At 40.4% G+C, this 11,974-nt stretch carries 14 protein-coding genes and 1 tRNA gene; all 15 read left to right on the forward strand.

Annotation, left to right across the window (positions count from 1 at the left end):
• Positions 1 to 228 precede the first annotated feature (228 nt).
• The 15 genes from codY to DSY56_RS10300 all read left to right on the forward strand — a co-directional run bounded on the left by codY (position 229) and on the right by DSY56_RS10300 (position 11,974).
• Positions 229 to 1,017 carry a GTP-sensing pleiotropic transcriptional regulator CodY gene (codY, locus tag DSY56_RS10230; protein WP_000940732.1) on the forward strand — a complete coding sequence of 263 codons (789 nt, stop codon included), beginning with the start codon at positions 229 to 231 and terminating at the stop codon, positions 1,015 to 1,017.
• Entirely contained in the window at positions 1,017 to 1,592 is a 576-nt protein-coding gene (locus DSY56_RS10235) for a cysteine hydrolase family protein (RefSeq protein WP_000158736.1), read from the forward strand. The genes codY and DSY56_RS10235 overlap by 1 nt, the downstream gene beginning before the upstream one ends.
• Positions 1,593 to 1,672: 80 nt before the next feature.
• Positions 1,673 to 1,758, forward strand: a tRNA-Leu gene (locus DSY56_RS10240).
• 288 nt (positions 1,759 to 2,046) lie between these two features.
• The gene (locus DSY56_RS10245; RefSeq protein ID WP_000229957.1) at positions 2,047 to 3,177 is read left to right on the forward strand and encodes an ABC transporter ATP-binding protein; all 1,131 of its coding nucleotides are present in this window, start codon (positions 2,047 to 2,049) and stop codon (positions 3,175 to 3,177) included.
• A 272-nt stretch (positions 3,178 to 3,449) separates the two neighbouring features.
• Positions 3,450 to 3,962, forward strand: coding sequence for an adenine phosphoribosyltransferase (locus tag DSY56_RS10250; protein WP_001049318.1), 513 nt, complete (start codon positions 3,450 to 3,452; stop codon positions 3,960 to 3,962).
• A 182-nt stretch (positions 3,963 to 4,144) separates the two neighbouring features.
• A complete protein-coding gene (gene metA / locus DSY56_RS10255; protein ID WP_112445487.1) occupies positions 4,145 to 5,089 on the forward strand; it encodes a homoserine O-acetyltransferase MetA in 945 nt (314 codons plus the stop codon).
• A gap of 8 nt (positions 5,090 to 5,097) precedes the next feature.
• Entirely contained in the window at positions 5,098 to 5,775 is a 678-nt protein-coding gene (locus DSY56_RS10260; RefSeq protein WP_112445488.1) for a DnaD domain-containing protein, read from the forward strand.
• Positions 5,776 to 5,872: 97 nt separating this feature from the next.
• Positions 5,873 to 6,631 (forward strand): triose-phosphate isomerase, encoded by a 759-nt coding sequence (gene tpiA / locus DSY56_RS10265; RefSeq protein ID WP_112445489.1) that lies wholly within the window; start codon positions 5,873 to 5,875, stop codon positions 6,629 to 6,631.
• Between the two features lie 33 nt (positions 6,632 to 6,664).
• Entirely contained in the window at positions 6,665 to 8,155 is a 1,491-nt protein-coding gene (lytC, locus tag DSY56_RS10270) for a choline binding-anchored murein hydrolase LytC (RefSeq protein WP_112445490.1), read from the forward strand.
• Between the two features lie 238 nt (positions 8,156 to 8,393).
• Entirely contained in the window at positions 8,394 to 8,912 is a 519-nt protein-coding gene (locus DSY56_RS10275) for a Dps family protein (protein WP_024478871.1), read from the forward strand.
• 129 nt (positions 8,913 to 9,041) lie between these two features.
• Positions 9,042 to 9,548: a dihydrofolate reductase gene (locus DSY56_RS10280; RefSeq protein ID WP_061471920.1), complete on the forward strand. Its 507-nt coding sequence runs from the start codon at positions 9,042 to 9,044 to the stop codon at positions 9,546 to 9,548.
• A complete protein-coding gene (locus DSY56_RS10285; RefSeq protein WP_112445491.1) occupies positions 9,548 to 9,718 on the forward strand; it encodes a hypothetical protein in 171 nt (56 codons plus the stop codon). The genes DSY56_RS10280 and DSY56_RS10285 overlap by 1 nt, the downstream gene beginning before the upstream one ends.
• 36 nt (positions 9,719 to 9,754) lie before the next feature.
• A complete protein-coding gene (gene clpX / locus DSY56_RS10290; protein ID WP_112445492.1) occupies positions 9,755 to 10,987 on the forward strand; it encodes an ATP-dependent Clp protease ATP-binding subunit ClpX in 1,233 nt (410 codons plus the stop codon).
• 8 nt (positions 10,988 to 10,995) lie between these two features.
• Positions 10,996 to 11,583 (forward strand): ribosome biogenesis GTP-binding protein YihA/YsxC, encoded by a 588-nt coding sequence (gene yihA, locus DSY56_RS10295; RefSeq protein ID WP_000422605.1) that lies wholly within the window; start codon positions 10,996 to 10,998, stop codon positions 11,581 to 11,583.
• Positions 11,584 to 11,593: 10 nt separating this feature from the next.
• Complete coding sequence (locus DSY56_RS10300) at positions 11,594 to 11,974, forward strand: RidA family protein (RefSeq protein WP_061457585.1); 381 nt, start codon at positions 11,594 to 11,596, stop codon at positions 11,972 to 11,974.

The following is an 11,974-nucleotide window of genomic DNA, read 5'->3' on the forward strand; positions in this document are numbered from 1 at the left end:
TGTTTATGTTTTGTCATAGTAGACCTCGTTTCTAACTCAAACGTCTCACACTTAATTCCACCATAAAAATCCGTTTTAGACTAATTTCCACTTTGGTCAGGCAAGTGGAAGTTACTTTGAGAAGTTACAGGTTTTTAAAAATTGCAAGTCAATAAGGAATTTTCAGATAATTATTGAAAAAGAGACGTTTTTATGTTATAATGATAGCGATTAAATTCGAGGTGAAAAATGGCACATTTATTAGAAAAAACAAGAAAGATTACATCAATTTTGAAGCGCTCAGAGGAGCAGTTGCAGGATGAGCTGCCTTACAACGCTATTACGCGTCAGTTAGCGGATATTATTCATTGCAATGCCTGCATTATCAATAGTAAGGGACGTCTGCTTGGCTATTTTATGCGTTATAAAACAAATACAGATCGCGTAGAGCAATTCTTCCAAACTAAGATTTTCCCAGATGACTACGTTCAAGGGGCTAATATGATTTACGAAACAGAAGCAAATTTGCCTGTTGAGCATGATATGAGTATTTTCCCTGTTGAGAGTAGAGACGATTTTCCAGATGGCTTGACGACTATTGCACCGATTCATGTATCGGGGATTCGCCTTGGTTCTTTGATTATTTGGCGCAATGATAAAAAATTCGAAGATGAAGATTTGATTTTGGTTGAGATTGCCAGTACCGTTGTTGGGATTCAGCTTCTTAACTTCCAGCGTGAAGAAGATGAGAAAAATATCCGTCGCCGTACTGCTGTTACCATGGCGGTTAATACCCTTTCTTACTCAGAACTTCGTGCAGTTTCCGCAATTTTAGGGGAATTAAATGGAAATGAAGGGCAGTTAACTGCGTCTGTAATTGCAGACCGTATCGGAATTACCCGCTCTGTGATTGTCAATGCCCTTCGTAAACTTGAGTCCGCTGGGATTATTGAAAGTCGCTCGCTTGGAATGAAGGGAACCTACCTTAAGGTCTTGATTTCAGATATTTTTGAAGAAGTGAAGAAAAGAGATTACTAATGACTAAAGCTTTGATTTCGATTGATTATACAGAAGATTTTGTTGCCGACAGTGGTAAATTGACAGCAGGTGCTCCAGCTCAAGCTATTTCGGAAGCCATTAGCAAGGTGACTCGATTAGCTTTTGAACGCGGAGATTACATCTTCTTTACTATCGATGCTCATGAAGAAAACGATTGTTTCCATCCAGAAAGTAAACTATTCCCGCCTCATAATCTGATTGGGACTAGTGGACGGAATTTATATGGAGATTTGGGGATCTTTTATCAAGAGCATGGTTCAGACAGTCGTGTCTTTTGGATGGATAAACGCCATTACTCAGCTTTTTCAGGGACTGACCTAGATATTCGTTTGAGAGAGCGTAGAGTGTCTACAGTTATTTTAACAGGAGTCTTGACGGATATTTGTGTCCTGCATACAGCTATAGATGCCTATAATCTAGGATATGACATCGAGATTGTTAAACCAGCTGTTGCTTCTATCTGGCCTGAAAATCATCAATTTGCCCTAGGTCATTTCAAAAATACACTTGGAGCTAAGTTGGTAGATGAAAATCTAAATGAACTTTCTGAGTAATTTGGTAGATGAAATGAAAAATTTTGAAAAAAAGTGTTGACAAGTATCCCAAAAGTTGATATACTAGTAAAGTAATCGACGCGGGGATGGCGGAATTGGCAGACGCGCAGGACTAAGGATCCTGTGACCGCTTTAGGTCGTGAGGGTTCAAGTCCCTCTCTCCGCATAGGATAAGAGTTAGCTTAGGCTAGCTCTTTTGTATTTCTCTAAAAAATTAGAATCCAGTCAAATGTAGTGGAGAATCAGCGAAAATATGGGAAAACTAATCCTTGTTTCTGCTTTTGTCTTTTGTATAGAAGAATAATAAAGATTATCTTCTTAAAATTCTCCGATATTCTCTAAAGTTTTGTGCAAGTTGCACAGAACTTTTTTGTTTTTTTGGTCACCTTGCCATAGAAATGTAAAGCGTTTTCATCTATAATATAATTATCAAAAGACAAAAGGAGTTCACCTCATGGTAGAATTAAATCTTAAAAATATTTACAAAAAATATCCAAACAGCGAACACTATTCAGTTGAAGATTTCAACTTGAACATCAAAGATAAAGAATTTATCGTTTTCGTAGGTCCTTCAGGATGTGGTAAATCAACTACACTCCGTATGATTGCTGGTCTTGAAGACATCACAGAAGGTACTGCATCTATCGATGGCGTGGTTGTCAACGACGTAGCTCCAAAAGACCGTGACATCGCCATGGTATTCCAAAACTACGCTCTTTACCCACACATGACTGTTTATGACAACATGGCTTTCGGTTTGAAATTGCGTAAATACAGCAAAGAAGACATCGACAAACGTGTGCAAGAAGCAGCTGAAATTCTTGGATTGAAAGAATTTTTGGAACGTAAACCAGCTGACCTTTCAGGTGGTCAACGTCAACGTGTTGCCATGGGTCGTGCCATCGTCCGTGATGCAAAAGTATTCTTGATGGACGAACCTTTGTCAAACTTGGATGCTAAACTTCGTGTATCAATGCGTGCTGAGATTGCGAAAATCCACCGTCGTATCGGAGCTACTACTATCTACGTAACTCACGACCAAACAGAAGCGATGACACTTGCAGACCGTATCGTTATCATGTCAGCAACTAAGAACCCTGCTGGTACAGGTACTATCGGACGTGTTGAACAAATCGGTACTCCTCAAGAAGTTTACAAAAACCCAGTTAATAAATTCGTAGCAGGATTCATCGGAAGCCCAGCTATGAACTTCATCAATGTGAAATTGGTTGGAAGTGAAATTATTTCTGATGGTTTCCGTTTGAAAGTTCCAGAAGGTGCTTTGAAAGTTCTTCGTGAAAAAGGCTACGAAGGTAAAGAATTGATCTTCGGTATTCGTCCAGAAGACGTGAATGCAGAACCTGCTTTCCTTGAAACATTCCCAGACTGTGTTGTAAAAGCGACTATCTCTGTATCAGAACTGCTTGGTTCAGAATCTCACCTTTACTGCCAAGTTGGTAAAGATGAATTTGTTGCAAAAGTTGATGCTCGTGACTACTTGCAAACAGGTGCAACAGTTGAACTTGGATTTGACTTGAACAAAGCACACTTCTTTGATGTAGAAACTGAAAAAACAGTCTACTAAAATAAATAAAATTCAAAGCACTACAAGAAAAGATATCTCTTTATCAATTGTAGTGGAGAGATATCAGTTAATCTAAGGAGAGAAACAAAATGCTTCTCTCCTTTTTGCTAGGGAAGTCATATTATGCATCTATCTTGTGATACCCTTTGAATAAAAATGGTCATCTTATTTGCCTTATAGGGTGACTAGCAGATGAAATATTGTTTTCTCTTTCTTCTTTACTAGAAAGTATGGTATAATAGAGAGTAAAAAACTTTGAAAGAAAGAAAAAGATGAATTTAAAAGATTACATTGCAACAATTGAAAATTATCCAAAGGAAGGGATTACCTTCCGTGATATCAGTCCTTTGATGGCTGATGGAAATGCATATAGCTACGCTGTTCGTGAAATTGTTCAGTATGCTACTGACAAGAAAATAGACATGATTGTAGGGCCTGAGGCTCGTGGATTTATCGTGGGCTGTCCAGTTGCCTTTGAGTTGGGAATTGGTTTTGCCCCTGTTCGTAAGCCAGGTAAATTACCACGTGAAGTCATTTCTGCTGACTATGAAAAAGAGTACGGTGTTGATACCTTGACTATGCATGCGGATGCCATCAAGCCAGGTCAACGTGTTCTTATTGTAGATGACCTCTTGGCAACAGGTGGAACTGTTAAGGCAACCATCGAGATGATTGAAAAACTTGGTGGTGTTGTAGCAGGTTGTGCCTTCCTTGTTGAATTGGATGAATTGAACGGCCGTGAAAAAATCGGTGACTACGATTACAAAGTTTTGATGCATTATTAATGAAAAACAGTCCCTAGGGCTGTTTTCTCTACATTAGGATATAAAAATAGACTATAGCTAGTTAGAGAAAAACTATAATTGAAAACTATATCTTCTTGCAGTATAATAAAAGGACTAAGTGTTTGAGATTTGGCTTCAAACATATGCAATGATTCCTGAAAGAATACAGTTAGGAGAGGGTTATGCCGATTCGAATTGATAAAAAATTGCCAGCTGTTGAGATTTTACGGACAGAGAACATCTTTGTCATGGATGATCAACGTGCTGCTCACCAAGATATTCGTCCTTTGAAGATTTTAATTTTAAATCTCATGCCACAGAAAATGGTCACAGAAACCCAGTTGTTACGCCACTTGGCTAATACCCCCCTACAACTGGATATTGATTTTCTCTATATGGAGAGCCACCGTTCTAAGACAACTCGTTCAGAGCACATGGAGACCTTTTATAAAACTTTTCCTGAAGTCAAGGATGAGTATTTTGATGGGATGATTATCACGGGTGCTCCAGTTGAACATTTACCATTTGAGGAAGTGGACTATTGGGAGGAATTTAGCCAGGTGCTTGAGTGGTCCAAGACTCATGTCTATTCGACGCTTCATATCTGTTGGGGGGCTCAGGCTGGGCTCTACCTACGCTATGGGGTAGAAAAATACCAGATGGACAGTAAGTTATCAGGTATTTATCCTCAGGATGCTTTAAAAGAAGGGCACCTTCTTTTTAGAGGCTTTGACGATAGCTATGTATCCCCTCATTCACGGCACACGGAGATTTCTAAGGAAGAAGTCTTAAACAAAACCAATCTCGAGATTTTATCAGAAGGGCCACAGGTTGGGGTTTCGATTTTGGCCAGTCGTGATTTACGAGAAATTTATAGTTTTGGGCATTTGGAATATGACCGTGATACCTTGGCAAAAGAGTATTTTAGGGATCGTGATGCAGGTTTAGATCCTCATATTCCAGAAAATTATTTTAAGGATGATGATGTTAATCAGACGCCTTGTCTTTGTTGGTCTTCATCGGCAGCCCTCTTTTTCAGTAACTGGGTGAACTATGCGGTCTATCAGGAAACTCCTTTTGACTGGAGAAAAATAGAAGATGATGCATCCGCATTTGGATATTTATAAGAGGAATTATGACATATTTAGACGCTTTTAAATCAGGGAACTTGGTTTTACCGAGTACCCTGCTCTTGCATTTTAAGGAACTCTTTCCTTCCAGCGATGATTTTCTGGTCTGGCAATTTTTCTATTTGCAAAATACGACAGGCTTGGAAGAAATGTCGCCAAGCCAGATTGCTGACAGGATTGGCAAGGAAATTTCGGATGTCAACCAGTCCATTTCTAATCTGACGGAGAGGGGACTTCTCCAGTATCGAACGATTGAATTGAATGGTGAAATTGAATTGCTTTTTGATGCTAGTTTGGCTTTGGAACGTCTGGATGACTTGCTTGGAGTCGCTCATTCAAGTTCAGACCAGTTGACACCTCAAAATCAGCTCAAGGATTTGGTAGAAACCTTCCAGCAGGAATTAGGACGCTTGTTGACACCTTTTGAAATTGAAGATTTGACTAAGACCCTAAAAGAAGATGGAACCAGTGCTGACTTGATTAAGGAAGCTCTTCGTGAAGCTGTTTTGAATGGAAAAGCAAACTGGAAGTACATTCAGGCGATTTTGAGAAACTGGCGCCATGAAGGTATCAAGAGTGTGGCTCAAATCGAGGCTAAGCGGGCAGAGAGAGAAGCAAGCAATCCTCAGTTGACACAGGTATCCGCAGATTTTAGAAATGCTATGGATCTCTGGAAGGATTAATCCATGTAAGCAGACTTGAAATCCGAGTAAGATTTGCAAGCTGTGTCTAATTGTGATAAAATAAATAGAAAATAAATTGAAAAAAGAGGTATGTGAAATGTCACGTAAACCATTTATCGCTGGTAACTGGAAAATGAACAAAAATCCAGAAGAAGCTAAAGCATTCGTTGAAGCAGTTGCGTCAAAACTTCCTTCATCAGACCTTGTTGAAGCAGGTATCGCAGCTCCAGCTCTTGATTTGACAACTGTTCTTGCTGCTGCTAAAGGTTCAAACCTTAAAGTTGCTGCTCAAAACTGCTACTTTGAAAATGCAGGTGCTTTCACTGGTGAAACTAGCCCACAAGTTTTGAAAGAAATCGGTACTGACTACGTTGTTATCGGTCACTCAGAACGCCGTGACTACTTCCATGAAACTGACGAAGATATCAACAAAAAAGCAAAAGCAATCTTTGCAAACGGTATGCTTCCAATCATCTGTTGTGGTGAGTCACTTGAAACTTACGAAGCTGGTAAAGCTGCTGAATTTGTAGGTGCTCAAGTATCTGCTGCATTGGCTGGATTGACTGCTGAACAAGTTGCTGCATCAGTTATCGCTTATGAGCCAATCTGGGCTATCGGTACTGGTAAATCAGCTTCACAAGACGATGCACAAAAAATGTGTAAAGTTGTTCGTGACGTTGTAGCTGCTGACTTCGGTCAAGAAGTTGCGGACAAAGTTCGTGTTCAATACGGTGGTTCTGTTAAACCTGAGAACGTTACTTCATACATGGCTTGTCCAGACGTTGACGGTGCCCTTGTAGGTGGTGCGTCACTTGAAGCTGAAAGCTTCTTGGCTTTGCTTGACTTTGTAAAATAATCAGTAGCAAAAGCTAGGTGGAACAGCATTCAGGTGCCTGTTCCATTTTTTATAGGAGAGGAAAGATTGAAAACAAAAATTGTATGTATAGGGCTAGCAAGTCTCTGCTTACTTGGCGCAAGAGTTTCAGGAATTGAGGCAGATGAAACAAGTGGAAGCACAGTTTCAGAAAAATCTAGTCTATCAACAGGGACTTCATCAACTAGTAGCAATGAACAGAGAAACAGTGTCTCTGCCCACTGGGATGGGGATTATTATGTAAAGGCTGATGGTTCTAAAGCTCAAAGTGAATGGATTTTTGACAACTACTACAAGGCTTGGTTTTATATTAATTCAGATGGTCGTTACACGCAGAATGAATGGCATGGAAATTACTACCTGAAATCAGGTGGCTATATGGCCCAAAACGAGTGGATCTATGACAGTAATTACAAGAGTTGGTTTTATCTTAAGTCAGATGGGGCTTATGCTCATCAAGAATGGCAATTGATTGGAAATAAGTGGTATTACTTCAAGAAGTGGGGTTACATGGCTAAAAGCCAATGGCAAGGAAGTTATTTCTTGAATGGTCAAGGTGCCATGATGCAAAATGAATGGCTTTATGATCCGGCTTATTCTGCTTATTTTTATCTAAAATCCGATGGAACTTATGCCAACCAAGAGTGGCAAAAAGTGGGCGGCAAATGGTACTATTTCAAGAAGTGGGGCTATATGGCGCGGAATGAGTGGCAAGGCAACTACTATTTGACTGGAAGTGGTGCCATGGCGACTGATGAAGTGATTATGGATGGTGCTCGCTATATCTTTGCGGCTTCTGGTGAGCTCAAAGAAAAGAAAGATTTGAATGTCGGCTGGGTTCACAGAGATGGTAAACGCTATTTCTTTAATAATAGAGAAGAGCAAGTGGGAACCGAACATGCTAAGAAAGTTATTGATATTAGTGAGCACAATGGTCGTATCAATGATTGGAAAAAGGTTATTGATGAGAACGAGGTGGATGGTGTCATTGTTCGTCTAGGTTATAGCGGTAAAGAAGACAAGGAATTGGCGCATAACATTAAGGAGTTAAACCGTCTGGGAATTCCTTATGGTGTCTATCTCTATACCTATGCTGAAAATGAGACCGATGCTGAGAATGACGCTGAACAGACCATTGAACTTCTGAAGAAATACAATATGAACTTGTCTTACCCTATCTACTATGATGTTGAGAACTGGGAGTATGTGAATAAAAGTAAGCGTGCTCCGAGTGATACAGGTACTTGGGTTAAGATTATCAACAAGTACATGGAGACGATGAAGCAGGCGGGCTATCAAAATGTGTATGTCTATAGCTATCGTAGTTTATTACAGACGCGTTTAAAACACCCAGATATTTTAAAACATGTAAACTGGGTAGCGGCCTATACCAATGCTTTAGAATGGGAAAATCCTCATTATTCAGGAGAAAAAGGTTGGCAGTATACCTCTTCTGAATACATGAAAGGAATTCGTGGTCGTGTTGACGTCAGCGTTTGGTATTAAGATATAAGTTTGAAAAAGGAGTGTGCAAGAAAATTGCATCCTCTTTTTCTTTATTTTGTCGCAGTTAAGAGATGTGTAAGGGGACTGTGTTTTATTCTAAAGAATTCTTAAATTATCAGTCTATTGCAACTTTTCTCATGTGGGTCATTTGGCTTGCTATTGGTTATTTTTAGTAGTATACTAAGGTAGTAATCATTAAGAAGTGGTTACATAAAAATAATGAATGAGGTAAAATAAAATGGTAGAATTGAAAAAAGAAGCAGCAAAAGATGTCGCAACATTAACAAAAGCAGCGCCAGTAGCATTGGCAAAAACAAAGGAAGTTTTGAATCAAGCTGTTGCAGATTTGTATGTAGCGCATATTGCTCTTCATCAAGTGCACTGGTACATGCGTGGACGCGGTTTTATGGTATGGCATCCAAAAATGGATGAGTACATGGATGCTCTTGATGGTCATTTAGATGAAATCAGTGAACGATTGATTACACTCGGTGGTAAACCATACTCTACTTTGACAGAGTTCCTTCAAAACAGTGAAATCGAAGAAGAAGCTGGTGAATACCGTAATGTTGAAGAAAGCTTGGAACGTGTTCTAGCTATTTATCGCTACCTCATCACTCTTTTCCAAAAAGCGTTGGATGTGACTGACGAAGAAGGCGATGATGTTACAAACGATATTTTTGTTGGTGCTAAGGCTGAACTTGAGAAAACAGTTTGGATGCTTGCCGCAGAACTTGGACAAGCACCTGGTTTGTAAGAAACAAGGCAACATAGATAAATCTGTAGGAAATTTCTTACAGATTTTTTCTATTTTGTAAGCTATTCCAAACCAGTCTTTTTTTGAGTTTTTTGATAAAATAGTACTATCAGTAAAAAGGATGGAAGCATGACTAAGAAAATCGTAGCTATTTGGGCCCAGGATGAAGAGGGTGTGATTGGTAAGGACAATCGTCTGCCTTGGCATTTGCCAGCAGAACTGCAACATTTCAAGGAAACAACTCTGAATCATGCTATCTTGATGGGGCGCGTGACCTTTGATGGGATAGGGCGTCGCTTGCTTCCAAAACGTGAGACCTTGATTTTGACACGTAACCTAGAAGAAAAGATAGATGGGGTTGCTACTTTTCACGATGTCCAGTCTGTCTTGGACTGGTATCAGGTTCAAGAAAAGAATCTCTACATTCTCGGTGGGAAGCAGATTTTTCAGGCTTTTGAGTCCTATTTGGATGAAGTGATTGTGACTCACATTCATGCTCGGGTGGAGGGAGATACCTATTTTCCTGAGGAGTTTGACTTGTCTCTTTTTGAGACAGTTTCAAGCAAATTTTACGCCAAAGATGAGAAAAATCCTTATGATTTTACCATCCAATACCGCAAGAGAAAGGAAGTCTAATGGAACGGAGTTTATTTGGTTTTTTCACAGCCATGCTGTGCTTGGTCTGCTTGCTTGCAGGAGCACAGGCTTTTCGTAAAAAGCGCTATGGACTTTCTGTCCTGCTCTGGTTAAATGCCTTTACCAATTTGGTCAATAGTATCCATGCTTTTTACATGACCTTATTTTAGATAAAATGACAGTATAGAATAGAACGGAAGGAAATCATGCCTACAAATAGGAATAATGATATGATGGTTTATTGCTCATTTTGTGGCAAAAGCCAAGAAGAAGTACAAAAAATAATCGCTGGGAACAATGCTTTTATTTGTAATGAATGTGTGGAGTTGGCCCAGGAAATCATTCGGGAGGAGTTGGCTGAGGAAGTCTTGGCAGACTTGTCAGAAGTTCCAAAACCAATCGAACTCCTCCACATATTGAATCACTATGTAATCGGTCAAGATCGTGCCAAACGTGCCTTGGCAGTAGCAGTATACAACCACTACAAACGCATCAATTTCCACGATACGCGTGAAGAGTCAGAGGATGTGGACTTGCAGAAGTCAAACATCTTGATGATTGGTCCAACTGGTTCAGGGAAAACTTTCCTTGCCCAGACCTTGGCTAAGAGCTTGAATGTGCCTTTTGCTATTGCGGATGCGACAGCTCTGACGGAGGCTGGTTATGTGGGTGAGGACGTGGAAAATATCCTCCTTAAACTCTTGCAGGCTGCTGACTTTAACATTGAACGTGCAGAGCGTGGCATTATCTACGTGGATGAAATTGACAAGATTGCCAAGAAGAGCGAAAACGTGTCTATCACACGTGATGTTTCTGGTGAAGGGGTGCAACAAGCTCTTCTCAAGATTATAGAGGGAACAATTGCAAGCGTGCCGCCTCAAGGTGGACGCAAACATCCGCAACAAGAGATGATTCAAGTGGATACTAAAAATATCCTCTTCATCGTGGGTGGTGCCTTTGATGGCATTGAAGAAATTGTCAAACAACGTCTGGGAGAAAAAGTCATCGGATTTGGTCAAAATAATAAAGCGATTGATGAAAATAGCTCTTACATGCAAGAAATCATCGCAGAAGATATTCAAAAATTCGGGATTATTCCAGAATTGATTGGACGCTTGCCTGTCTTTGCTGCTCTTGAGCAATTGACGGTCGATGACTTGGTTCGTATCTTGAAAGAGCCAAGAAATGCCTTGGTCAAACAATACCAAACCTTGTTATCTTATGACGACGTTGAGTTGGAATTTGACGACGAAGCCCTTCAAGAAATTGCCAATAAGGCCATCGAACGGAAGACAGGGGCGCGTGGTCTTCGCTCCATCATCGAGGAAACCATGCTGGACGTTATGTTTGAAGTACCGAGTCAGGAAAATGTGAAATTGGTCCGCATCACTAAAGAAGCTGTCGATGGAACGGATAAACCAATCCTAGAAACAGCCTAGAGGTGACTATGGAACTGAATACACATAATGCTGAAATCTTGCTCAGTGCGGCGAATAAATCCCACTACCCACAGGATGAACTGCCAGAGATTGCCCTAGCAGGGCGTTCCAATGTTGGTAAGTCTAGCTTTATCAACACTATGTTGAATCGTAAGAATCTAGCCCGAACATCAGGTAAACCTGGTAAAACCCAGCTTCTTAACTTCTTTAACATTGACGACAAGATGCGCTTTGTGGATGTGCCTGGTTATGGTTATGCCCGCGTTTCCAAAAAGGAACGTGAAAAGTGGGGGCGTATGATTGAGGAGTATCTGACAACTCGAGAAAATCTCCGTGCGGTAGTCAGTTTAGTTGACCTTCGTCATGACCCGTCAGCAGATGATGTGCAGATGTACGAATTTCTCAAGTACTATGAGATTCCGGTCATCATCGTTGCGACCAAGGCAGACAAGATTCCACGTGGTAAATGGAACAAGCACGAATCAGCAATCAAAAAGAAATTAAACTTTGACCCAAGTGACGACTTCATCCTCTTTTCATCTGTCAGCAAGGCAGGGATGGATGAGGCTTGGGATGCAATCTTAGAAAAATTGTGAGGAAAAGAAAATGGCAAAAACAATTCATACAGACAAAGCTCCAAAGGCTATCGGACCATATGTTCAAGGAAAAATCGTTGGCAACCTTTTGTTTGCTAGCGGTCAAGTTCCCCTATCTCCTGAAACTGGGGAAATCGTTGGAGAAACAATCCAAGAACAGACAGAACAAGTCTTGAAAAACATCGGTGCTATTTTGGCAGAGGCAGGAACAGACTTTGACCATGTTGTCAAAACAACTTGCTTCTTGAGCGATATGAACGATTTTGTTCCTTTTAACGAGGTTTACCAAACGGCCTTTACAGAGGAATTTCCAGCTCGTTCAGCAGTAGAGGTAGCTCGTCTTCCTCGTGATGTAAAAGTCGAAATTGAAGTCATCGCAGAGATTGGATAA

The sequence above is a fragment of the Streptococcus sp. 596553 genome (genome assembly GCF_900411395.1).
Taxonomy (GTDB): domain Bacteria; phylum Bacillota; class Bacilli; order Lactobacillales; family Streptococcaceae; genus Streptococcus; species Streptococcus mitis_BA.